The 26403-nt window shown below is 71.0% G+C and carries 4 protein-coding genes; 1 reads left to right on the top strand and 3 read right to left on the bottom strand.

Annotation, left to right across the window (positions count from 1 at the left end; all coding sequences use genetic code 11):
• Positions 1 to 2 precede the first annotated feature (2 nt).
• Positions 3 to 767, bottom strand: coding sequence for an RDD family protein (locus tag K8625_RS40935; RefSeq protein ID WP_223785761.1), 765 nt, complete (start codon positions 765 to 767; stop codon positions 3 to 5).
• Between the two features lie 518 nt (positions 768 to 1285).
• On the opposite strand from K8625_RS40935, the gene fruA reads away from it, so the two are divergent.
• The gene (gene fruA, locus K8625_RS40930; RefSeq protein ID WP_141327502.1) at positions 1286 to 1975 is read left to right on the top strand and encodes a response regulator transcription factor FruA; all 690 of its coding nucleotides are present in this window, start codon (positions 1286 to 1288) and stop codon (positions 1973 to 1975) included.
• A 66-nt stretch (positions 1976 to 2041) separates the two neighbouring features.
• On the opposite strand, the gene K8625_RS40925 is transcribed toward fruA, so the two are convergent.
• Both K8625_RS40925 and K8625_RS40920 read right to left on the bottom strand, forming a co-directional pair.
• Positions 2042 to 2263 (bottom strand): MbtH family protein, encoded by a 222-nt coding sequence (locus K8625_RS40925; RefSeq protein WP_046713356.1) that lies wholly within the window; start codon positions 2261 to 2263, stop codon positions 2042 to 2044.
• Positions 2264 to 2445: 182 nt separating this feature from the next.
• The gene (locus tag K8625_RS40920) at positions 2446 to 26379 is read right to left on the bottom strand and encodes a non-ribosomal peptide synthase/polyketide synthase (protein WP_223785781.1); all 23934 of its coding nucleotides are present in this window, start codon (positions 26377 to 26379) and stop codon (positions 2446 to 2448) included.
• Between the last annotated feature and the right edge of the window lie 24 nt (positions 26380 to 26403).

Here is a 26403-nt window from a genome sequence, read left to right as displayed (position 1 = left end):
CCTCAGCGCTCCGTCCGCACGAGGCCGCGAAGGTGGGCCTCGATGGACGTGGAGGACGCGAGTACCGCGTCGCGCTCCGCGTCCGTCAGCCCGCCCAGCTTCTCCACCATCCGCGCGCCCATCCGGAGCCGCACGTCCGGCGCCAGGCCCGGCGCGCGCGTGAGGAACGCCAGCACCAGCTCCACCTCGTCGGGCTTCAGCGCCCGCGTCGTCGAAGGCGCGGCGCCGCTCGTCGCCTGGGACGCCGGCTGCGTGTACTTGTCCAGGTCGATGCGCTCCTCGCGCACCAGCACCGTGCCGGCCAGCACGTCTCCCAGCCGCTGATGCCTGGGCGTGAGCAGGAGGCTGATGCAGCCCACCGCGTAGACGCCGGGCAGGAAGTCCACCGCGCGGCACAGGTTGCGCACGGCGCTCTCGTAGAGGCCCACCGGCGAGCCGTCCAGGCGCACCACGCGGATGCCCAGCGCGCGCTTGCCCGGCGTCTGCCCGTGGAAGAAGACCTCGCCCAGCGTCCAGTACAGCCACTGGGTGGCGAACACGCCCACCACCAGCAGCGTCTGCCCCAGGCTCGACAGCCCCTGGAACACCCCCAGCACGTCCGACACCAGCAGCGTGAAGACGAAGTACGCCACCACCCAGAAGAAGAAGAGCAGGCTGGCGTCCACCAACCACGCCAGGCACCGGTAGCCGATTCCGGCCACGGGCAGGGAGAGCGCCACGCGCTCCGGCGTGGCCACGGCGAGATGCGGGCTGGGTGCGGTCCTCATGTCCGCTACCCAGCATACACGCCGAGGACCCATCTCCCGTCGTCACCTGGGGCAGGCCCTGCGACGATTCCGGACATCACCCGCTGTCGCATGGTGGACAGCCGACCGCGTGCCAGGGCCCGGCGGATATCGGCTGTTGGACGGAAGGGCTTGTCATTCCAACGACAGCGATGACGAACCAACGGACGCGGTGGCCGAATCCCATCGGATTCGCGCACACTTGACACTCTGTCCAGGGTCGGCTTCGCCTCTGCGCTTCCCCGGTGTTAGGGTATTGGTGACGTTGGACCTGGAGCTGGCTCCAGCGGAGGTGGAGCCCGGAAGGACGTCACCAGTTGTGAGGAGTGAAAAGCAGTCACGGAGTCAGGTCGTGCATCATCGGACCGACCCCGGAGTGGTTCAGCGGACGCGCAAGCTCGACCTGGAAGCCTCATCCCGCTGACCGAGCAGTCCCGAGGTCGGAAGCAGTCAACACGCTAGTACAAGTTGTTTCGCCATGGCGGCTGGGGGGCCTTCGCATGGCAACTAATCAAGCTGCGATTCGTGTATCCATTCTCGAAGGGCCGTTCGTGATGTGGGAGAACATCGCCGACGGTCTTCGTGGTGAGGGCGTGAGCGTGACCTCGGTGACGAGGGATGCGCGCTTGTTCCTCGACAGCCTCGGGACCGATCCGCCGCAGGTGGCGGTGCTGGATGTGGAAGGAGACGGCGAGGCATCCCTGGGATGCTCCGTGACGGAGGGCATCAACCTGCTGCGCGAGGCGCGCAAGCGACGTCTGGAGGTGCGCATGCTCCTCCTGTCGGCCGTGAGCGTGCCGGAGATCATCTCCCAGTGCTTCGACGAAGGCGCCTCGGGGTATCTCTTCCGCAAGGGGCTGGGCACCTCCGCGGTCTCCTCGGCCATCAACTCCCTGGTGCGCGGGGAGCGGCTGTTCCCGGTCCAGCTGCTGCGCAACGACTTCGAGCATCCACCGGTGACGACGCCCACCGCGAGCGTGCTCATGGCGCTCACGCAGCGCGAGCGCGAGGTGCTGCAGTATGTCTCCGGCGGCGCGGACAACCTGAAGATCGCCGCGCACCTGCAAATCGCCGAGCGCACCGTGAAGTCGCACGTCACGCAGCTCTACCGGAAGCTCGGGGCCGAGAACCGCACCCAGCTCGCGCTGCGCGCGTGCCACCTGGGGGTTCGTCCGCCTCCAGACCTCTGAGTCGATACCGCCCGCCACGGACCCCAGCCAGGTCGCCGGGGTCCGTCGGGCACGACTTGGGGTGCCTCAGTTCTTCAGGGCCTGCTCTTCCATCTTCTTGCGCAGGCTGAGCGGACGCATGTCCGTCCACACTTCCTTGATGTACGCGAGGCACTCGGCCTTCAGGCCCTGCTTGCCCGCGTCCTTCCAGCCCAGCGCGTTCTCCCGGTCCGCCGGCCAGATGGAGTACTGCTCCTCGTGGTTGACGACGACCTTGTAGATCGTCGTGTCTTCGCGCTCGTCCGCCATGTGAGTCACCCCTGAAAGTGGCTGCATCTTGTTCACATCCCAGGAAAATGGGTCAAGACCGCCAAAAGTAGGCTGACGCCCACTTTCCCCTCTCCTGGTGCACTGCTCCGACAGGCTGTTCATCGCGGCACCGTGGGTGCTGGTGCGCGAGGGCCGCCCGGCCCCGGTGTGAAACGCGGCCATCATTCCCCGGAACCTCCCAGGTCCACCCACCGCGTCACCCATTCGGTGACGGCCGGCGCGTGCAGCAGCGCGACGGCGTCACCGGATGTTTCCAACATCGTCAGGCCCCCCTCGGCCAGCTCGCCCCAGCCGCCATCGAGCTCATCCTCGTCACGCTCGGGGGCGTCCGCGGCGCGCAGGAGGTGCACCGGGCCCTCGTAGGGCTCGGGCAGGTAGCGGCGCGCGGCGCGCAGGTGGCTGGCGAAGACCTTGAAGCGCGTGCGCAGCTCCGCGAGCGACAGGTCCTCGGGCAACAGGCCCGTCTTCGCGCCCTGCTCGTGCATGAGGGTGAGCAGCGGCTCGGCGTCCTTGCCGGACGTGAGCGCGGCGGGGAACACCGGCGCGTCGATGCCCGCCTGCGTGGCCAGGGCCCGGGCGAAGAGCGCGGCCTGGGCTCCCGCGGTGGTCGCCGCCGTGGAGGCGTCCGGCTCGGCGGGCAGCGGCTCGACGAGGAGCAGCTCCACGGCGTGGCCCTCGCGCTGGAGCTGCTGCGCCATCTCCCAGGCGATGAGGCCACCCAGGCCCGGGCCCGCCAGGCGGTAGGGGCCCTGGGGCGTCGCGCCGCGCAGCGCCTCCACGTAGAGCGTGGCCATGGCCTCCACGGACTCGAGCGGCGCGCGGCCTTCCTCCAGGCCGCGGGCCTGGATGCCGATGACGCTCCAGCCCTCGGGGGCGTGACGGGCCAGCTCGGTGTAGCGCTCCACGCGGCCATCGAGGTCGTGGATGACGTGCAGCACGCGGCGGTGGTCGGCGCCCGCGCGCAGCGTGACGAGCGGAGACCAGGCGGGCGTGGCGGCACGCGCCTTGGGACGCGCCTCCTGGGCCTGCGCCCGTTGCAGCAGCAGCGCCAGCGACTCCACCGTGGGAGCCTCGAAGAGGGCGCGCAGCGGCAGCTCCACGCCCAGGGCCACTCGCACGCGGGAGACGACCTGGGTCGCGAGCAGCGAGTGTCCACCCAACGAGAAGAAGTTGTCGGTGACGCTCACGCGGGGCGTGCGCAGCACCTCCGCGAACGCGTTGGCGAGCAGCTCCTCCAGCGGCGTGCGGGGCGCGGCGAACGGCGTGGTGCCGCGCAGGCTCTCCTCGTCCGGCTGCGGCAGTCCTCCTCGGGCCACCTTGCCGGTGGGCATCAGCGGCAGGGACTCCAGCCGCATGAAGATGGAGGGCACCATGTACTCGGGCACCTTCTCGCGCAGCACCTGCCGCGCCTCCTCGGTGCTCCACGGCGCGTCGGGCGGCAGCACCACGTAGCCGACGAGGCGCCGGTCTCCCGGCACGTCCTCGCGGACGATGGCCACCGCGTCGCGCACGTGGGGCAGGGCGCGCAGGGCCACCTCCACCTCACCCAGCTCGATGCGGAAGCCACGCAGCTTCACCTGGCTGTCCAGGCGGCCCAGGAACTCCAGGTTGCCGTCCGCGAGCCACCGGGCCTTGTCTCCCGTGCGGTACAGCCGGGCGCCGGACTTGCCGCCCATGAAGTGCGGCAGGAAGCGGTCCGCCGTCAGGTCCGGGCGGCCGTGGTAGCCGTGCGCCACGTTGGCGCCGCCCACGTAGACCTCGCCCGCGACGCCCATGGGGCAGGGCGCGCCGTGCGGGTCCAACACGTAGATCTGCATGTTGGTGAGCGGCGAGCCCACCGGCGGCAGCGCGGGCCACTGCTTGCGGTCCTTCGGCGCGCGCCACGCCGTGACGACGTGGGCCTCCGAGGGGCCGTACTGGTTCTCCAGCGTGCACTCGGGCAGCCGCTCGAAGAACGCGAGCAGCGCGGGCGTCACCTGGAGCTGCTCGCCGGCGGTGACGATCTCACCCAGCGGGGGCAGCTCCTTCTCCGTGAGGGCCGCGTCGCACATTGCCTGGAGGGCGACGAAGGGCAGGAACAGCCGCTCCACGCGGTGCTCGCGCATGTAGCGCAGCATGGCGGGCGGGTCCTGTCGCAGCGAGCCGTTGATGAGCAGCACCTTGCCACCCAGGCACCAGGTGCCGAAGAGCTCCTGGAACGACACGTCGAAGTTGAGCGAGGCGAACTGGAGCGTGGTGGCGTCCGGCTTCACCGCGCGCTTCATCAGCCACCACAGCATGTTGCCCACCGCGCGGTGGGACATGACGATGCCCTTGGGGCGGCCGGTGCTGCCGGAGGTGTAGACGAAGTAGCAGTTCGTCTCCGGCGACATGTCCACGTCGGGCCGGTGTGTCGGGCGCGACTGGACGGCCGTCTCCTCCTCGATGCGGACGATGCGCGCCGTCAGCCCCGGCGGCAGCGCGGAGACCAGGGCTGAGTGCGCCAGGACGACGGGCGCGCTGGTGTCCTCGAGCATCAGCGCCAGTCGGTCCGCGGGGTAGCTGGGGTCCAACGGCAGGAAGGCCGCGCCCGCCTTGAGCGTGGCCAGCACCGCGACGGGCATGTCCAGGCTCGCGCGCTCCAGGCACAGGCCCACCGTGCTGTTGACGCTCACGCCGAGCGCCTGCAGGTGGTGTGCGAGCTGGTTGGCGCGCGCATCGAGCTGGGCATAGGTGAGCGACTGCGTGCCGTCCGTCACCGCCACGCGCTCCGGCGTGCGGGCGACCTGGGCCTCCACCCACTGGTGCATCAGCCCCGGCACGTACGTCGGATCCACGGCGGCGTTGAAGTCCTCCACCACCTGCCGGCGCTCCGCCTCGGAGAGCAGCGGCAGTCGACCCAGCGTCTGGTCCGGCTGGGTGACGGCGCCCTCGAGCAGGCGCTGGAGCGCGCCCACCATTCGCTCGGCCGTCTGCCGCGTGAAGAGGTCGGAGCTGTACTCCAGGTAGCCGGTGAGGCCGTGCGACGACTCGAACACGGAGAGCGTCAGGTCGAACTTGGACGTGCCGCTGGTGGCCTCCATCGGCGACATCCGCAGGTCGCCGGTGTCGTAATTCTCCTTGTAGACGTTCTGCAGCACGAACAGCACCTGGAACAGCGGCGTGCGGTTCAGGCTGCGCTCGGGCTGGAGCTCCTCCACCAGCTTCTCGAAGGGCACGTCCTGGTGCGCGTACGCGTCCAGCGTCGTCTCGCGCACCCGGCCGAGCAGCTCGCGGAAGGTGAGGTGCTCCGACAGCTGCGTGCGCAGCACGAGCGTGTTGGCGAAGAAGCCGATGAGCTTCTCCAGGTCCGAGTGGCGGCGGCCGGCGATGGGCGAGCCGATGCTGATGTCGTCCTGGCCGGAGTAGCGCGCGAGCATCGTCTGGAACGCGGCGAGCAGCACCATGAACGTCGTGGCGCCCTCACGTCGGGCCAGGGTCTGCACCGCGTCCTGCAGCTCGCGAGGCATGGTGAAGCCCACCATGTCGCCACGGAAGGTGCTCACCGGAGGCCGGGGGAAGTCCGACGGCAGCTCCAGCGCGGGAGGCGCGCCCGCCAGGTGCTTGCTCCACCAGGCGACCTGCTTGTCGAGCACGTCGCCCTTGAGCCAGCCGCGCTGCCACGCGGAGTAGTCCACGTACTGCAGCGGCAGCTCCGGCAGCGTGAGCGGCAGGCCCTTGGAGAAGGACGCGTACGCGGAGGCCAGCTCGTTGACGAGCAGGCCCATGGACCAGCCGTCCGAGACGATGTGGTGCATGGACATCAGCAGCACATGGTCCTCGGCGCCCAGCTTCAACAGGCGCACGCGCAACAGCGAGCGGTCCGCCAGGTTGAACGGCTTCTGCGTCTCCTCGATGGCCGCGCGGCGCGCCTCGGCCTCGCGGGCCGTGGGCTCCAGCGCGCTCAGGTCCAACACATCCAGGCGCGTCGGCTCATGCGGATGGACGACCTGGATGGGCTGGCCGCCGTTGTTCTGGATGGACGTGCGCAGCGACTCGTGGCGACGCAAGAGCTCGTTGATGGCCCGGCCCATCGCGTCGACGTCCAGCGCGCCCTCCAGCCGCACGGTGGCGGGGATGTTGTAGAAGGCGCTGTTCGGCTCCAACTGGTCCAGGAACCACAGGCGCTGCTGCGCGAAGGACACCGGCTGGTGGCCCGTGCGCGGCACCGGGACGAGGGCCGGAATCTCCAGGCCCTGACCCTGCTGCACCGCCAGGTCCACGCGCTGGGCCAGCGCCTCCAGCGTCGGCGTGTCGAACAGGTCGCGCAGGGGCAGCTCGACGCCGAACACCGCGCGCATGCGACTGATGGCCTGCGTCGCCATCAGCGAGTGGCCACCCAGCTCGAAGAAGTTGTCGTGGATGCCCACGCGCTCCACCTCGAGCACCGCGCACCAGATGGCACCCAGCCGCGCCTCGGTGGGCGTGCGGGGACCGACGAAGTCCGGGCGTCCGCTGACCGTGCTCATGTCGGGCGCGGGCAGGGCCTTGCGGTCCACCTTGCCGTTCGCCGTCAGCGGCAGCGCGTCCAGCACCAGCACGGCGGCGGGCACCATGTACTCGGGCAGCACGTCCTTCAGCGCCGCACGCAGCGTCGCGCCGTCAGTGGGCACGCCCTCGCGCGCCACCGCGTAGCCGACCAGTCGCTTGCCGCCGGGGCCGTCCTCGCGAGCGATGACCACGGCCTCGCGCACGGCGGGGTGCCGGGCCAGCGCGGCCTCGACCTCACCCAGCTCGATGCGGAAGCCGCGCACCTTCACCTGCGCGTCCACGCGGCCCACGAACTCCAGCGAACCATCCTCGCGCCAGCGCACCACGTCGCCCGTGCGGTACAGCCTCGCGCCCGGCACTCCGGAGAACGAATCCGGGATGAACCACTCGGCGGTGAGCGACGCACGACCCACGTAGCCCCGGGCCACGCCGACGCCGCCCAGGTACAGCTCACCCTTGACGCCCACGGGCGCCGGCTCTCCGCGCGCATCCAGCACGTGGACGCGCACGTTGGCCAGCGGACGGCCGATGGAGGGCACGCGGCCTTCCTCGGCCACGACCTCCGCGAGCGTGGCCACCACCGTGGCCTCCGTCGGACCATACGTGTTGAGGAACCGTCGACCCGGCGCCCAGCGCGCGACGACGTCCGAGGGCAGCGCCTCGCCGCCGGAGATGACCGTCTTGAGCGAGGGCAGCCCCTCCGCGGGCGTGGCCGCCAGGGCCGCGGGCGTGAGGCTGATGACCGTGAGCGCCTCGTCACGCAGCAGCGTGTGCAGGGGCGCGCCCGGCATCACCTTCTCCAGCGGCGCGAGCACCAGGGCGGCGCCGGAGGTGAGCGTGGTGAAGATCTCCTCGACGGACAGGTCGAAGGAGAGGTTCGCGAACTGGAGCACGCGCTCGCCGGGGCCGATGCCGTAGGCCCGGGCCTCGTGGGTGACGAGGTTGGCCACGGAGCGGTGCTCCACCGCCGTGCCCTTGGGCTGGCCCGTGCTTCCGGACGTGTAGAGCACGTAGGCCAGGTTGCCCGAGTGCACACCGGTGACGGGCGCCTCGGTGCTCTCGCGCGACAGCGCCTCCAGCTCCGTGTCCAGGCACAGCGCGCGGGCGCGGTGGGCCTCGGGGTAGCGCTCCAGCAGGGGCGCCTGGGTGAGCAGCATCGCCGCGCCGCTGTCGTCCAGCAGGAAGGCCAGTCGCTCACGCGGGAGCAGCGGATCCACCGGCACCCACGCGCCACCGGCCTTGAGGATTCCGAGCAGGCCGACGACGACGTCCAGCGAACGCTCCACGCTCAGGGCGACCCGCACCTCGGGGCCGACGCCGCGGCGGCGCAGCGCGTGGGCGAGCTGGTTGGCGCGCGCGTCGAGCTGGGCGTACGTGAGCCGCGAGCCCTCGAAGCTGGCCGCGAGCGCGTCGGGGGCGCGGCGGACCTGGGCCTCGAAGAGGCTGTGCACGCACGTGTCCGGGAAGTCCGCGCGCGTGTCGTTCCAGGCCACGAGCTGACGCGAGCGCTCCTCGTCGGAGAGCAGCGTCACCGTGGACAGGCGGCGCTCCGGCGAGGCGACCAGCACGTCCACGAGCGCGAGGAAGTGCCGCGTCATCCGCTCGATGGTCGACGCGTCGTACAGGTCCACCTGGTAGTCGAGCTCACCCGTGAAGCCCGCGCTGTTTCGACCCAGCGAGAGCGTCATGTCGAACTTGGCGACATGGCCCTCGTCGGGGCCGGGACGCAGCTCCAGGCCGGGCAGGGACACGTCCGCGTCCGGGGTGTTCTGGAGGATGAACATCACCCGGAACAGCGGTGACTGCTGCAGGTCGCGCAGCGGCTGGAGCTGCTCGAAGGGCAGGTGCTGGTGCGCATAGGCCCCGAGCGCCGTCTCGCGCACGCGGGCCAGCAGCTCGCGCACCGTCGGGTCACCGTCCAGCTTCGTGCGCAGGACGAGCGTGTTGAGGAAGAAGCCGACCAGGCCCTCCAGCTCCGCGCGGTTGCGTCCCGCCACGGGCGAGCCGACGGAGATGTCGTCCTGGCCCGAGTAGCGCGACAGCAGGAGCTGGAACGCACCCAGGAAGAACATGAACGGCGTCAGGCCCTCGCGGTGGCAGAAGGCCTCGATGGCCTCCGCCTTCGCGGGCGCAATGGCCAGGGACACCACGCCACCCCGAGGCCGCGACAGGTGCGTGCGCGGCCTGTCGGTGGGCAGCTCCAGGTCCTGCGGCGCGCCGTCCAGCTGCCGCTGCCACCACGCGAGCTGGCGGTCCAGCTCCGCGCCCTCCAGCCACCCGCGCTGCCACGCGGCGAAGTCCGCGTACTGGAGCGGGAGCTCGGGGAGGCTCGGCGTCCGGCCGGCCTGGAGGTCGCCGTACAGCGTGGACATCTCGCGCACGATGACGCTGATGGACCAGCCGTCCGACACGATGTGATGCAGGTTGAGCAGCAGCAGGTGCTCACGCTCCGCGAGCACCAACAGCTCGGCGCGAAGCAGCGGCCCGTTGCTCAGGTCGAACGACTGGAGCGCATGCTCGCCCGCGCGGCGGCGGGCCTCGGCCTCACGTTGCTCGGGTGCCAGGGCGCGCAGGTCGGTCAGCGGCAGCACGAACGGCGCGGGTGCGTGGATGACCTGCACGGGGCCGTCCGACTCCGCGCGGAACGTGGTGCGCAGGGCCTCGTGACGGTGCACGACGGCCTCGAGTGTCCGGCGCAGCACCTCCACGTCGAGCGCTCCGGAGAGCACCAGCGCGGCGGGGATGTTGAACGCGGGGCTGCCCGGCTCCAGCTGATCCAGGAACCACACGCGCTGCTGCGAGAAGGACAGGGGCAGCTTGCCGTCGCGGGGCACGCGCTGGATGGGCGGAGCGGCCGTCGTCGCGCCGGTGCGCAGGGCGGTGTCCACGCGCTGGGCCAGCGCGGCCACGGTGGGCGCCTCGAACAGCTCGCGCACGGGCAACTCCACCGCGAAGGTGGAGCGGATGCGCGAGGTGACCTGCGTGGCCAGCAGGGAGTGGCCACCCAGCTCGAAGAAGTTCTCCATGACGCTGACACGCGCCAGCTTCAGCACCGTCGCGAACAGCTGCGCCAGCTTCTCCTCCACCGGCGTGCGCGGGGCGACGAAGGACGCGTCCGTGCGCAGGCTCTCCGCGTCCGGCGCGGGCAGGAGCTTGCGGGCCAGCTTCCCGCTGGGCGTCAGCGGCAGGCTCTCCAACGTGACGAACGCGGAGGGCACCATGTACTCGGGCAGGCGCTTGAGCAGGAACGTCCGGAGCGTCTCCGCCGTCGTCGCGGAGGCAGGGGCCTCGTCCGCGGGGACGGGGACGACGTAGGCCACGAGTCGCTTGTCGCCCGGCACGTCCTCGCGCACGGCGGCGGCCGCGTCGCGAACACCCGGAGCGGTGCGCAGGACGGACTCGACCTCGCCCAACTCCACGCGGAAGCCGCGCACCTTCACCTGGAAGTCGATGCGGCCGAGGAACTCCAGGTTGCCGTCCGCCGTCCACCGCGCGGAGTCACCGGTGCGGTAGAGCCGGTCGCCGGGGATGCCGCTGAACGGGTTCGGCACGAAGGCGGCGGCGGTGATGTCCGGCCGGGCCAGGTAGCCGTGGGCCAGGTGGCTGCCGCCAACGAAGACCTCACCGGCGACGCCGATGGGCGCGGGCTGGCCGAGCGGGTCGAGGATGTAGAGCTGCGTGTGACCCAGCGGGCTGCCGACGGGAGGCAGCCGGTGCCACGAGGTCGGCGGGCCGCGCATCCGGTACGCGGAGACGACGTGCGCCTCCGACGGGCCGTACTGGTTCTCGAGCGTGCAGCCCGGCAGCTTCTCGAACATCGCGGCGAGGGTGGCGTTCACCTGGAGCTGCTCGCCGGCCGTGATGACCTCGCACAGCGCGCGCGGCAGCGTGGCGCCGTGGGCCACGGAGTCGGCCATGGCCTGCAGGGCGACGAACGGCAGGAACAGCCGCTCCACGCCCTGGCGGTCCATGAAGTCGAGCAGCGCGGGGATGTCCCGCCGCAGCGTGTCCGTGGGCAGCACCACCCGGGCGCCGACCCACCAGGACGCGAACAGCTCCTGGATGGACACGTCGAAGTTGAGCGACGCGAACTGGAGCGTGGTGGCCCGCGGACGCGGCGACTGGCGGATCTGCCACGCCAACATGTAGCTGAGCGCCCGGTGGGGCATGACGATGCCCTTGGGGATGCCCGTGCTTCCGGACGTGTAGATGACGTACGCGTTCGCCTCGGGCGACACGTCACGCGCGAGGGCATCCGTCGGCTGCCGCGCGATGAGCACCGCTTCGGTATCGAGCGCGATGCGGCGGGCCAGGCTCTTGGACGGCAGGCTCCCGCCCAGGTGCGACTGCGTGAGGACCACCGGAGCGCGCGTGTCCTCGAGCATGAACGCGAGCCGGTCCGCGGGGTACGTGGGGTCCAGCGCCACGTAGTACGCGCCGACCTTGAGCGTCGCGAGCACGGCGATGGCCATGTCCAGGCTCTTGTCCACGCAGATTCCCACGGCGCTCCCAGGCGTCACGCCGTGCTGGACCAGGTGATGCGCGAGCTGGTTGGCGCGCTGGTCGAGCACTGCGTACGTCAGCGAGCGCTGGCCATCCGTGATGGCGATGGCGTCCGGCGTGCGCGCGACCTGGGCCTCCACCGGGCCGTGCATCGTCGTGGCGGTGTGGGCCTCGCGCGACGTGTCGTTCCACTCGACGAGGAGCTGGCGCTCCTCCTCGCGGCTCAAGAGCGACAGGCTCCACGGCGACTGGTCCGGGTTCTCGACGGCGGACTGGAGCAGCCGCACCCAGTGCGCGCCCATGCGCCGCGCGGTGCTCGCGTCGAACAGGTCGGTGTTGAACTCGACGAGGCCCTCGATCTCCTGGCCCGAGTCACCCAGCAGCAGCGACAGGTCGTACTTCGCCGTCCCGCTGTCGACGTCCACCGAGCGGAGCGCATCGGCGCCGCGCGCCTGGGTGACACGCTCGCCGCGAGGCGTGTTCTGGAGGGCGAGCATGACCTGGAACAGCGGCGAGCGGCTCAGGTCGCGCTCCAGCTTCAGCTCCTCCACCAGCTTCTCGAAGGGCACGTCCTGGTGGGCGTAGGCGCCGAGCGTGGTCTCCTTCACCTGCGCCAGCAAGGCGCGGAAGGTGATGCCGGACGTGAGCCGCGCGCGCAGGGCCAGCGTGTTGACGAAGAAGCCGACGATGTTCTCCAGCTCCGCCTGGCGGCGGTTCGCGATGGGCGAGCCGACGACGATGTCGTCCTGTCCCGAGTAACGGGCGAGCAGGACGTGCAGGCCGGTGAGCAGCGCCATGAAGGGCGTGATGCCCTCCTGCTTGCACAGGGTGTGGAGCGCGGCGGACAGCTCGGCCCCGAGCTTCACGGGGAAGCTGGCGCCGTGCGAGGTCTGCACGGGAGGTCGAGGCCGGTCCGTGGGCAGCTCCAGGGCATGGGGCACGCCCGAGAGGTTCTGGCTCCACCAGCCCACCTGGGCGGCGAGCGTCTCGTCACGCAGCCAGCCGCGCTGCCAGGCCGCGTAGTCCGCGTACTGGAGCGGCAGGGGCGCCAGCGGTGAAGGCAGACCCTGGCTGAAGGCGGAGTACAGCGCGCCGACCTCGCGCGAGAGGATGCCGCTGGACCAACCGTCCGAGACGATGTGGTGCACCGTGACGAGCAGCACGTGCTGTTCGGGGGCCAGCTTCAGCAGCGTGGTGCGCAGCAGCGGGACGCGCGTCAGGTCGAACGGCTTCTGCGCCTCGGCGGTGGCCAGCTTCAGGGCCTCGGCCTCGCGCGCGGACTCCGGCATGCGGCTCAGGTCCACGACGGGGACGGCGAGCTCCACGCGCGGATGGACGTGCTGGTAGGGCTCACCGTCCTCGCGGGTGTGGAAGCTGGTGCGCAGCGCCTCGTGACGGTGGACCAGCTCCTGGAGCGCGCGGATGAGCGCGTCGAGGTCCACCATCGTGTCGAGCCGGAGCGCGGAGGGGATGTTGTAGAAGGCGCTGTCCGGCTGGAAGCGGTCGAGGAACCAGAGCCGCTGCTGCGCGAACGACAGCGGCAGCGGTCCGTTCTCACGCGACACCGGGACCAGCGGCGGGAGCTGGACGCTCTTGCCCGCGAGGATGGCCTCGTCGACGCGCTGGGCGAGCGCTTCGATGGTCGGCACGGAGAACAGGTCTCTCAGCGAGAGTTCCACGCCGAAGCTCGCGCGGATGCGGGAGACGAGCTGCGTGGCGAGGAGCGAGTGGCCACCGAGCTCGAAGAAGTCGTCGGTGAGGCCGACGCGCTCGACGTGGAGCAGCTCCGCCCAGAGCGCTGCGAGACGAATCTCCGTGGGCGTGCGCGGCGCGACGTAGTCCCGAGCAGAGGTCTGTGTGTCGAGCGCCGGGAGCGCGTCGCGGTCGACCTTGCCGTTGGGAGTGAGGGGGAGTGCGTCGAGCTGTGCAATGGCGGAAGGCACCATGTGCTCGGGCAGGCGCAGCTTGAGGAAGTCGCGAAGGACGGAGACGTCGACGTCCTCACCGACGACGTAGGCGACGAGGCGCTTGTCGCCGGAGGCTTCGGTGCGGATGGAGGCGACGGCCTGGGAGACGGAGGGGTGGAGGAGGAGGGCGGCTTCGACTTCGCCCAGCTCGATGCGGAAGCCGCGCAGCTTCACCTGGGAGTCGAGGCGGCCGAGGAAGTCGAGGGTGCCGTTGGGGAGCCAGCGGGCCTTGTCACCGGTGAGGTAGAGGCGGGCGCCGGGGACGAGGGAGAAGGGGTTGGGGACGAAGCGCTCAGCGGTGAGGTCCGCGCGGTGGAGGTAGCCACGAGCGAGGCCGACGGAGTCGATGCAGAGCTGGCCGGGGACGCCGACGGGGAGAGGACGCAGGGAGGCGTCGAGGATGAAGAGGCGGACGTTGTCCCAGGGGGTGCCGATGGAGGGCGTCTGGCCAGGGAGAAGGGGCTGGGAGATGGAGGCGCAGACGGTGACTTCGGTGGGGCCGTAGGCGTTGAGGAGGCGGACGCGGGAGCCCCAGCGGGAGACGAGCTCGGGAGGGCAGGCCTCGCCGGCGGAGATGAGGGTGGAGAGAGAGGGGAAGTCCTCGGGGTGGAGCTGGGCGAGGACGGAGGGGGTGAGGGTGACGGCGGAGATGGACTCGTCGCGGAGCAGGTCGCGAAGAGGAGCGCCTGGCATGAGGCGCTCGCGAGGAGCGAGGACGAGGGTGGAGCCGGCGAGGAGGGCGCCGAAGATTTCGGCGACGGAGGCGTCGAAGTTGAAGGAAGCGAACTGGAGGACGCGAGAGGCGGGAGAGAAGCCGTGGCGGCGGCCCGCGGCGAGCGCGGTGTTGGAGAAGCCGCGGTGCTGAAGGAGGGTGCCCTTGGGGGTGCCGGTGGAGCCGGAGGTGTAGATGACGTAGGCGAGGTTGTCGGCCACCGCGTCGGAGTCAGGTGCCGACGTCGACTGGGTCGCAATCTTCGCGGCCTCCGAGTCGATCAGCACACGCCGCTGCGTCGAGACAGGAAGCTGCTTCGCGAGCGCCTCGGTGGTGAGGAGGACGGGCGCGGAGCAATCTCGGAGGATGAAGGACAGTCGCTCGGCGGGATACGTCGGATCGAGAGGCACCCAGGCGCCGCCAGCCTTGAGGATGGCGAGCATGGAGACGACGAGGTCGAGCGAGCGCTCCAGGCAGAGCGCGACAGGGACCTCGGGCCTGACACCGAGCGAGCGCAGGTGGTGGGCGAGCTGATTGGCGCGCGAGTCGAGCTGCGCGAAGGTGAGGGACTCGCCCTCGAAGCGAAGCGCCTCGGCCTCCGGCGTACGCCGAGCCTGGGCCTCGAAGAGCGAATGAGCGGTGGCCTCGCGCGGGAAGTCGCGAGCGGAGTCGTTCCACTCCACCAGTACGCGCTGCTGCTCCGCCTCGGTGAGCAGGGACAGCGAGGCGACAGGCGCCTCGGGTCGCTCCACGGCCTTCTCGAGCAGGACCCCCAGGTGGCGAATCAGCGCATCCACGGTCTCCGCGGTGAACAGGTCCGTGCGGTACTCGACGCCGAAGGACAGACCCTGTGCCGTCTCCGCTGCGGAGAGCGTGAGGTCCAGCCGCGAGGTGCCCGTGTTGGCGGGCTGCAGGTGGAAGGTGAGGTCGGGGAGCTTCAGCTCCGAGTCCGGCTGGTTCTGGAGCACCAGCGCCACCTGGAAGAGCGGCGCGTGCGCGGGGTTGCGCTCCGGGTTGACGGCCTTGACCACTTCCTCGAACGGCAGGTCCTGGTGCGCGTAGGCGCCCAGCGTGTCCTTCCTCACGCGTGCAAGCAGCTCGCGGAAGGACGGATTGCCACCCAGCCGCGCGCGCAGCGGGAGCTGGTTGATGAAGAAGCCGATGAGGTCCTCGGTCTCGGCCTGGTGACGGTTGGCGATACCCGTTCCCACGACGAAGTCCTCCTGGCCCGAGTAGCGGGACAGGACGGCCTGGAGGCCCGCCATCAGCGCCATGAAGAGCGTGGTGCCCTCACGACGGCACAGCGCCTGGAGCGACTCGACGAGCGAGCGCGGCAGCACGCGCGACACCAGGGCGCCACCGAAGCCCTGACGCGCCGGGCGCGGGAAGTCCGTGGGCAGCTCCAGCAGCGGAGGTGCCCCTGAGAGGTGCTCCTTCCACCACGAGACCTGGGCCTCGAGCGCCTCGCCCAGCAGCCACGCGCGCTGCCAGGCCGCGTAGTCGGCGTACTGGATGGACAGCTCGGGCAGCGGAGAAGGCTGGCCCGCGCGGAACGCGGCGTAGAGCGCCGCCGTCTCACGCACGAGCACGCCCATGGACCAGCCATCCGAGACGATGTGATGCATCGTCAGGAGCAGGATGTGGCGCTGCTCACCCAGGCGCAGCAGCTTCGCGCGCAGGAGCGGACCGCGCGCGAGGTCGAATGGACGACGCGCCTCCTCATCGACCCAACGCTGGACCTGGCCCTCGTCGAGCGAGGACACCTCCACCACGGGCACCGTCACCGGCGACGGTGCATGGACGACCTGCTCGGGACCCGCTCGGAACGTGGTGCGCAGCGACTCGTGACGCCGCACCATCTCCGTGAACGCCCGCTCCAGGGCCCGCGTGTCCACGACACCCTCGAGCCGCAGCGCGATGGGCATGTTGTACGCGGGGCTCCCCGGGTCCAACTGGTCGAGGAACCACAGCCGCTGCTGGGCGAAGGACTGGACGAACGCCCTCGGTGCAGCTCCCTCGCGAGGCAGCGCGGTGAGCGGCGGACGCTGGAGCCGCGCGCCCGTGCTCAGCGCCGTGTCGATGCGCTGGGCGAGCGCCTGGACCGTCGGCGACTCGAAGAGGTCCCGCAGGGGCAGGTCGACCTGGAAGGCGGAGCGCACGCGCGAGACGAGCTGCGTGGCGAGCAGCGAGTGGCCACCGAGCTCGAAGAAGCTCGCGGTGGTGCTGACACGTGACACACCCAGCACCTGGGCGAAGAGGCCCGCGAGCAGCTCCTCGGTGGGGGTTCCTGGCGCGACCTGTGCGTCGTCCGTGACGGACCCGGTCTGCTCGGGAACAGGCAGGGCCTTGCGGTCCACCTTGCCGTTGCTCGTGAGCGGCAGCGCATCGAGGACCCGCAGAGAGGACGGGACCATGTACTCGGGCAGCCGCTGTGCGACGAACGTCCGCAGCGCGGCGGTGTCGAGCGAGGCGGGCGCCACGACGTAGCCCACGATGCGCCTGTCGCCGGGACGGTCCTCGCGCACGAGCACCACGGCCTCGCGCACTTCGGGATGCGCGAGCAGGGCGGACTCGATCTCCGCCAGCTCGATGCGGAAGCCGCGCACCTTCACCTGGTCGTCCGCGCGGCCGAGGAACTCCAGCACGCCGTCTCGACGCCAGCGGACCTGATCGCCCGTGGCGTACAGCCGCGCTCCAGGGACGGAAGAGAAAGCGTCGGGCACGAAGCGCTCGGCGGTCATCGCGGCCTGGCCGATGTAGCCCCGCGCCACGCCCTCGCCTCCGATGAACAGCTCACCCGTGACTCCCACGGGCACGGGCTGGCCATGCGCATCCAGCACGTACACCTGCGTGTCCGCGATGGGACCACCGATGGGCGCGGTGGCACCCTGGATGTCCCCGCTCACCGTCCACGACGTGGCGTCGACGGTCGTCTCGGTGGGGCCGTAGCAGTTGGCCAACCCAGTCCCGGGCCACTGCGTGCGCACCCGTCGCGCCAGCTCGGCGGACAGCGCCTCACCACCCGACACGAGCACTCGCAGACCCGAGGCCCGCTCGAGTCGCTCGGACTCCACCAGGAGGCGGAGCTGAGACGGGACGAGCTGGAGCACCGTCACCCGCTGGTTCGCGAGCACGGACAAGAGCGCGTCCATGTCCAGGTCCGCTGAGGACGGCGGCAGCACCAGCGTTGCGCCGCTGGCCAGCGTGGAGAGCAGCTCCGGCACCACGGCGTCGAAGCCGGGCGCCGTCTTCTGGAGCACGCGGTCCGCCGGGCCCAGTCCCAGGCTCTTCGTGAACCAGGCCGTGTGACGCGCGAGCGCGCGGTGCGGGACCACCACGCCCTTGGGACGACCCGTCGAACCGGACGTGAACAGGACGTAGGCCGCGTTCTCGGAGGCGAGGCCCGGCGCGGTGAACGTGCTGCTCGCCACCGCGTCGGCCCCCACCAGGTCCTCGAGGACGAAGACCGTGCGCGTCGACGGCAGCGCCGTACGCAGCGCGCGCTGGGTCAGCACCACCGCGGGGGAGGTGTCCTCCAGCATCATGCCGAGGCGCTCGGACGGAGAGGAGGGATCCAGCGGGACCCACACGCCTCCGGCCGCGAGCACGCCCAGTACGCCGATGACCAGCTCCGGCGAGCGGCGCGCGAACAGACCCACGCGCACCTCGGGGCCCACGTTCCGCTGACGCAGCAGCTCCGCGAGCGCGAGGGCACGCCGCTCCAGCTCCCGATACGTGAGCGTCCCGCCGGTCCACTCGAGCGCCACGGCCTCGGGCGACCGCGCCGCGCGCGCCTGGAACCACGTGAAGACGGAGCTGTCGCGCGGGAAGTCGGAGCGCGTGTCGTTCCACTGCACCAGGAGCTGGTGTCGCTCCTCGGCGGAGAGCAGCGGCAGCGCGGCGAGCGAGACGTCCGGCGTGGAGACCGCGGCCTCCAGCAGGCGGGTGAACTGACCCGTCATCGCCTCGAGCGTCCGGGCGTCGAACAGGTCCGTGTTGTACTCGAAGCCGCCCATGAGGCCCGCGGGCGTCTCCTGGAGGACCAGGGACAGGGAGTACTTCGCGATGCCCGGGTCCACGTCCGCCGGCGTGAGCGACAGCTCCGGCAGCGTCAGTGACGGCACGGGCGTGTTCTGCAGCGCGAACATCACCTGGAAGAGCGGCGAGTGGCTCAGGCTGCGCGCGGGCTGCAGCTCCTCCACCAGGTGCTCGAACGGGACGTCCTGATGCGTGAGGGCGCCGAGCGCGGCCTCGCGGGCCTGCTCGACGAGCGCGCGGAACGACATGGCTCCGGACATCTGGCCACGCAGCACGAGCGTGTTGATGAACACGCCGATGAGGCCCTCGGTCTCCGGGCGATTGCGACCCGCCACCGGCGAACCCACGAGCACGTCATCCTGGCCCGTGACGCGGTACAGGAACGCCTGGAACGCGGCGAGGACCACCATGAAGGGCGTGGCGCCGAGCTGCTGCCCCAGGGCCGCCACGGCGGAGGAGACCTCCGGGGACAGCCGCACGGGATGCGTGGCGCCGGCCTGCGTCTGCATCGGAGGCACGGGACGGTCCGTGGGGAGCGCCAGCACGTGGTTGGCTCCCGCGAGCTGGGTCTTCCAGTACGTGAGCTGACGCTCCAGCTCACCGGCGCCGAGCCACTGGTGCTGCCACGCCGCATGGTCGGCGTACTGCACGCGCAGCGTCGGGAGGGACGCCGTGCGCCCCTCGCGAGCCGCTCTGTACAGCTCCGCGGCCTCGCGCACGAGCACACCCGTGGACCAGCCGTCGGAGACGATGTGGTGCATCGTCAGCAGCAGCACATGCAGGCGCTCGTCCAGACGGAGGAGCGTCACGCGCAGCAGCGGACCTCGGGCGAGGTCGAACGGCTTGCGTGCCTCGGTGAGCGCGAGTCGCCGGGCTTCTTCCTCACGCTGCGCGGAGGGGAGCGTGGACAGGTCCACCAGGGCGACGTTCAGCGTCGCTTCCTCCGCGATGGCCTGATTCGGACTGCCATCCGCGTTCGCGGGGAACGTGGTGCGCAGCGCCTCGTGGCGTCGCACGAGCGCGGCGAAGGCCTGCTCCAGCGCGGAGACCTCGACCGCGCCTTCCAGCCGGATGGCCGCGGGCAGGTTGTAGAGCGCGGTGCCCGGCTCGAGCTGATCCAGGAACCACAGCCGACGCTGGGCGAAGGACAGCGGCAGGTTGCCCGTGCGCGCGACAGGCGTCAGCTCCGGTGCGCGAGGAGTGGTTGCTCCGGCCTGGACGAGCACCTCCACACGCGCCGCGAGCTTCTCCACCGTGGGCGCCTCGAACAGCTCACGCAGCGGCACCTCGATGCCGAACGTGGCCTGGAGTCGAGACAGCGATTGCGTGGCGAGGAGGGAGTGGCCACCGAGCTCGAAGAAGTCGTCGGTGAGGCCGACGCGCTCGACGTGGAGCAGCTCCGCCCAGAGCGCGGCGAGGCGAATCTCGGTGGGCGTGCGCGGCGCGACGTACTCGCGCACGGGGGCGGCGATGGACGCGTCGGGCGAGGGCAGTGCGTCGCGGTCGACCTTGCCGTTGGGAGTGAGGGGGAGTGCGTCGAGCTGTGCAATGGCGGAAGGCACCATGTGCTCGGGCAGGCGCAGCTTGAGGAAGTCGCGAAGGACGGAGACGTCGACGTCCTCACCGACGACGTAGGCGACGAGGCGCTTGTCGCCGGAGGCTTCGGTGCGGATGGAGGCGACGGCCTGGGAGACGGAGGGGTGGAGGAGGAGGGCGGCTTCGACTTCGCCCAGCTCGATGCGGAAGCCGCGCAGCTTCACCTGGGAGTCGAGGCGGCCGAGGAAGTCGAGGGTGCCGTTGGGGAGCCAGCGGGCCTTGTCACCGGTGAGGTAGAGGCGGGCGCCGGGGACGAGGGAGAAGGGGTTGGGGACGAAGCGCTCAGCGGTGAGGTCCGCGCGGTGGAGGTAGCCACGAGCGAGGCCGACGGAGTCGATGCAGAGCTGGCCGGGGACGCCGACGGGGAGAGGACGCAGGGAGGCGTCGAGGATGAAGAGGCGGACGTTGTCCCAGGGGGTGCCGATGGAGGGCGTCTGGCCAGGGAGAAGGGGCTGGGAGATGGAGGCGCAGACGGTGACTTCGGTGGGGCCGTAGGCGTTGAGGAGGCGGACGCGGGAGCCCCAGCGGGAGACGAGCTCGGGAGGGCAGGCCTCGCCGGCGGAGATGAGGGTGGAGAGAGAGGGGAAGTCCTCGGGGTGGAGCTGGGCGAGGACGGAGGGGGTGAGGGTGACGGCGGAGATGGACTCGTCGCGGAGCAGGTCGCGAAGAGGAGCGCCTGGCATGAGGCGCTCGCGAGGAGCGAGGACGAGGGTGGAGCCGGCGAGGAGGGCGCCGAAGATTTCGGCGACGGAGGCGTCGAAGTTGAAGGAAGCGAACTGGAGGACGCGAGAGGCGGGAGAGAAGCCGTGGCGGCGGCCCGCGGCGAGCGCGGTGTTGGAGAAGCCGCGGTGCTGAAGGAGGGTGCCCTTGGGGGTGCCGGTGGAGCCGGAGGTGTAGATGACGTAGGCGAGGTTGTCGGCCACCGCGCCGGAGTCAGGTGCCGACGTCGGCTGCCGCGAGATGAATCGGGAGTCCGAGTCGAGCAGGACGAGCTGCTGCGTCGACACGGGAAGCTCGTCGGCCAGGGACTCGGTGGTGAGGAGGACGGGCGCGGAGCAGTCTCGGAGGATGAAGGACAGCCGCTCGACGGGGTAGGACGGATCGAGAGGCACCCAGGCGCCGCCAGCCTTGAGGATGGCGAGCATGGAGACGACGAGGTCGAGCGAACGCTCGAGGCAGAGCGCGACGGGGACCTCGGGCCTGACGCCGAGCGAGCGCAGGTGGTGGGCGAGCTGATTGGCGCGCGAGTCGAGCTGCGCGAACGTCAGGGACTCGCCCTCGAAGCGAAGCGCCTCGGCCTCCGGCGTACGCCGAGCCTGGGCCCCGAAGAGCGAATGAGCGGTGGCCTCGCGCGGGAAGTCGCGAGCGGAGTCGTTCCACTCCACCAGCACGCGCTGCTGCTCGTCCTGCCGCATGAGTGGGAGCGTGGAGATGCGGGCCGAGGGCTTCGTCGTCGCGGCCTCCAGCACATTGCCGAGGTGGCGAATCAGGCCGTCGATGGTCTCCGCGGTGAACAGGTCCGTGCGGTACTCGGCCGAGCAGGAGAGGCCGTGCGCGGACTCGGTGATGGACAGCGTGAGGTCGAGTCGCGCGGTGCCCGTGCCGCTGCCCAGCGGACGGAAGGTGAGGCCAGGGACCTCCAGCTCCGTGTCCGGCTGGTTCTGGAGCACCAGCTTGACCTGGAAGAGCGGAGCGAAGCCCAGGCCTCGACCGGGATTGAGGTCCTTGACCAGCTCCTCGAAGGGCAGGTCCTGGTGCGCGTACGCGCCCAGCGTGTCCGTCTTCACGCGTGAGAGCAGCTCGCGGAACGACGGGTCTCCACCCAGCCGCGCGCGCAGGGCGAGCTGATTGATGAAGAAGCCGATGAGGCCCTCGGTCTCCGCGCGGTTGCGGTTCGCGATGTCCGTGCCGAGGACGAAGTCCTCCTGGCCCGTGTAGCGCGACAGCACGACCTGGAAGCCCGCGAGCAACGCCATGAACAGCGTGGAGCCCTCTTCACGGCACAGCGCCTGGAGTGAATCCACCAGCGAGCGCGGCAGGACTCGGCCCACCATCGCGCCCTGGAATCCTTGCACCACGGGACGGGGGAAGTCGGTGGGCAGGTCCAGCTGCGGCGCCGCGCCGGACAGGTGCGTCCGCCACCACGAGAGCTGGGCCTCGAGCGCGTCACCCTGCAGCCATTCACGCTGCCACGCCGCGTAGTCGGCGTACTGGATGGGCAGCTCGGGCAGCCGCGCGGGCTGGCCCGTCACGAACGACGCGTAGAGCTCGGTGGATTCGCGCACCAGCAGCCCCATGGACCAGCCGTCCGTGGCGATGTGATGCAGCGTCAGCATCAGCACGTGCTGCGTGGCCTCCAGCCGCAGCAGCGACGCGCGCAGCACAGGGCCTCGGCCCAGGTCGAACGGGCGCTTCGCCTCGGCGAGCACGCGCCGCTGGACCTCCGCCTCGCGAGCCTCACCCGTCAGCGAGGACAGGTCCTCGACGGGCATCGGCACCGGTGCGGGTGCGTGGATGACCTGGACAGGGCCTTCCTGGAACGTGGTGCGCAGCACCTCGTGACGGCGCACGAGCTCGGTGATGGCCTGTCGCAGGGCCTCGACGTCCACCACACCCTCGAGCCGCAGCGCGATGGGCATGTTGAACGTCGGGCTGTCCGGCTGGAGCTTGTCGAGGAACCAAAGGCGCTGCTGCGCGAAGGACAGCGGCAGCGGCCGGCTCCGGTCCGCCGGGACGAGCGGCGGCACCTTCGTCTCGGCGGCGTACTGCTCCAGGCGCTCGGCGAGGCCCGCGACGGTGGGCGCCTCGAACAGCTCTCGCAGCGGGAGCTCCACGTTGAACGCGGCCCGGATGCGCGAGACGACCTGCGTGGCGAGCAGCGAGTGTCCACCCAGCGCGAAGAAGCTGTCGGTGGCACCCACGCGCGGCAGCTTGAGCACGGCGGCGAACAGCTCCGCGAGCTTCTCTTCCGCGGGCGTGCGGGGCGCGATGAACGTCGCGTCTCCGCGCAGGCTCTCCGCGTCGGGCGCCGGCAGCAGCCGCCGGGCGATCTTTCCGCTGGGCGTCAGCGGGAGCGCGTCCAGCGTGAGGAAGACGGACGGCACCATGTACTCGGGCAACTGTCCGAGCAGCGCCGAGCGCAGCGCGCCCGGAGTCAGCGCGACACCGGACTCCCCCGTGGGAACGACGTAGCCCACCAGGCGCTTGTCGCCGGGCACGTCCTCGCGCACCACGGCCGCCGCGTCCCGGATTCCCGGGAGCGCACGCAGCGAGGCCTCGACCTCGCCCAGCTCGACGCGGAATCCTCGCAGCTTCACCTGACCATCCAGGCGTCCCAGGAACTCGACGGTGCCGTCCGCCTTCCAGCGCGCGGAGTCACCGGTGCGGTAGAGCCGCGCGCCCGGAGCCTTGCTGAACGGATGCGGGACGAACTTCTCGGCCGTCAGCTCTGGACGGCCCGGGTAGCCGAGCGCCAGGTGCTCGCCGCCGATGTGGAGCTCGCCCGGCACGCCGATGGGCGTCGGCTGTCCCATCGCATCCAGCACGAACAACTGCGTGTGCGGCAGCGGCGCGCCGATGGACGGCAGGCGCGGCCAGGACGCGGGCGCACCCTGGAGTCGGTGCGCGGAGACGACGTGCGTCTCGGACGGGCCGTACTGGTTCTCGAGCACGCACCCGGGCAGCCGCTCGAAGAGGGCCACGAGCGCGGGAGTGACCTGGAGCTGCTCACCGGCCGTGACGACCTCGCGCAGGGACACGGGCAGCGTGGCGCCGTGCGCGACGGCGTCGGCGATGGCCTGGAGCGCGACGAACGGGAGGAACAGTCGCTCCACGCCCTGCGCCTGGAGGAAGTCGAGCAGCGCGGGCACGTCCTGGCGCAGCCCGCCCGTGGGCAGCACGAGCGTTCCACCCGCCCACCACGTGGAGAACAGCTCCTGGCAGGACACGTCGAAGCTGAGCGACGCGAACTGGAGCGTCGTGGCCTGGGGCTTGCGCGACTGGCGGAGCTGCCACGTGAACAGGTTGCTCAGCGCTCGATGCGGCAGCGCGACACCCTTGGGCCGGCCTGTGGAGCCGGACGTGTAGATGACGTACGCGGGCGCATCGGACGACAGCGTCACCGTGAGCGCGTGCGTGGGCTTCGTGGTGATGACCTCGGCCTCGGCATCGAGGAGGAGGTTCCGCACGGAGCCGGCGACCGGGAGCGAATCCCGGAGGCTGGAGTGCGACAGGACGACGCGCGTACCCGAGTCCTCCAGCATGAAGGCGAGGCGCTCCGCAGGGTAGTTCGGGTCGAGCGGCAGGTAGGCCGCTCCGGCCTTCAGCGCGGCGAGGACCGCCACCGCCATGTCGAGCGACTTCTCCAGGCAGATGCCGACCGTGGCGCCCGCGAAGACGCCATGCTGACGCAGCACGTGCGCGAGCTGGTTGGCCCGCGCGTCGAGCTGGGCGTAGGTGAGCGCCGTCGTGCCGTCCGAGACCGCGATGGCCTCGGGCGTCCGCGCGGCCTGGACCTCCACGGGGTGGTGGATGGCCACGGGCACGTGCGGCGCGTGCGCCATGTCGTTCCACTCCGTGAGGAGCTGCTGACGCTCGTGGGTGCTCAGCAGCGGCAGTCGGGCGAGCGACTGGCTCGCGTCGGAGACCGCCGAGGCGAGCAGTCGGGTGAGGTGCTCACCCATGCGTTGGGCCGTGCTCCGGTCGAACAGGTCCGTGTTGAACTCGAGCAGACCGTGGATGTCGTCGCCGGTGTCGACCAGCAGCAGCGAGAGGTCGAACTTGGCCGTTCCGCTGTCGATCTCGAGGCTGCGAGGGGCTCCGGCTGGGACGCCCTCGGCGCGGGCCGTCTGCAGACCGAGCATGGCCTGGAAGAGCGGCGAGCGGCTGAGGTCGCGCTGCGGCTGGAGCTCCTCGACGAGCTTCTCGAAGGGGACGTCCTGGTGCTCGTAGGCGGCGAGTGTGGACTCTCGCACCTGGGCGAGCAGCTCGCGGAACGTCATGTCCATCCGCGTCCGGGTCCGGAGCGCGAGCGTGTTGACGAAGAAGCCGATGATGCCCTCGAGCTCGGCCCGCTGCCGGTTGGCGATGGGCGAGCCCACGACGATGTCGTCCTGACCCGAGTAGCGGGCGAGCAGGACATTGAAGGCGGACAGCAGCACCATGAAGGGCGTGACACCCTCGCGCTGGCACAGGGTGCGAAGCGCGGTGGTCAGCGCCGCGCCGAGCCTGACCGGCAGGTTGGCGCCGTGGGCCGACTGCACGGCCGGACGAGGACGGTCCGTGGGCAGCTCGAGGGCATGCGGCGCCCCCGAGAGGTGCTCGCGCCACCAGGCGACCTGCTGGGCGAGGACGTCATCACGCAGCCAGCCTCGCTGCCAGGCGGCGTAGTCGGCGTACTGGAGCGAGAGCGGCGCGAGCGGCGACGGCAGGCCACGCGAGAACGCGGCGTACAGCTCGCCGACCTCGCGGCCGAAGATGCCGCTGGACCAACCGTCCGAGACGATGTGGTGCACGGTGACGAGCAGCACGTGACGCTGCTCGGAGAGTCGCAGCAGCGTGGCCCGCACCAGCGGCGCGCGCGTCAGGTCGAAGGGCTTCTGGATCTCGAGCGTCGCGAGCTTCTGGGCCTCGGCCTCGCGCGCCTGCTCGGGCAACTGGCCCAGGTCCACCACGGAGACCGACAGCGTGGCGTCCGGATGGATGCGCTGGACGGGCTCGCCATCCTCGCGGGTGTGGAAGCTGGTACGCAGCGACTCGTGGCGACGCACGAGCTCCCGGAGCGCGCGCGTGAGGGCCTCGGTGTCCAGCGCTCCGTCGAGCTGGAGCGCGCTGGGGATGTTGTAGAACGGGCTGTCCGGCTGGAGCTTGTCGAGGAACCACAGCCGCTGCTGCGCGAACGAGAGCGGCAGCTCCCCCGTGCGCGGCACGGGCGCCAAGGGCGGGAGCTGGAGGCCGTGACGCTCCTGACGCGCGGACTCGATGCGCGTCGCGAGCTGGGCCACCGTGGAGGCCTCGAAGAGCGCCCGCACCGGCAGCTCGACGCCGAATGACTGACGCACCCGCGACACGAGCTGCGTGGCGAGGAGCGAGTGTCCGCCCAGCTCGAAGAAGCTGTCGGTGACGCCAACGCGCTCGACGTGGAGCACGGAGGCGAAGAGGGATGCGAGGAGCTGCTCCGTCGGCGTGCGGGGCGCGGTGTACTCGCGTGCCGTGGCGAGACGCTCCGGCGCGGGGAGTGCCTTGCGGTCGGCCTTGCCACTCGGCGTCAGCGGCATGGCCGCCAGGTGCATGAAGACCGAGGGCACCATGTACTCGGGCAGCCGAGGTTCGAGGTGTGCCCGGAGCTGCGCCTGGGTCAGCGACTCCGCGTCGCCCGTGACGTAGGCGACGAGGCGTGCGTCACCCGCGACGTCGTCGCGCACGGTGACGATGGCATCGCGCACGGACGGGTGCGCGAGCAGCGCGTTCTCGACTTCACCGAGTTCGATGCGGAAGCCACGCAGCTTGACCTGGAAGTCGGAGCGGCCGAGGTACTCGAGGGTGCCGTCGGGGAGCCAGCGAGCGAGGTCACCGGTGCGGTAGAGGCGTGCGCCGGGAGCGTCGCTGAAGGCATCGGGGATGAAGCGCTCTGCGGTGAGGTGAGGAGAGCGCCAGTAGCCGAGGCCGACCTGGACACCGCCGATGAAGAGCTCGCCCGGGACACCGACGGGGGCGGGTTGCCCCTGGGAGTCGAGGACGTAGAGGCGGGTATTGGCGACGGGCCTGCCGATGGGGATGGAGGAGAGGGAGGAGCC

It is taken from the genome of Myxococcus sp. AS-1-15 (genome assembly GCF_020037055.1).
Classification (GTDB): domain Bacteria; phylum Myxococcota; class Myxococcia; order Myxococcales; family Myxococcaceae; genus Myxococcus; species Myxococcus fulvus.
This window is presented reverse-complemented; position numbering and strand designations above follow the sequence as displayed.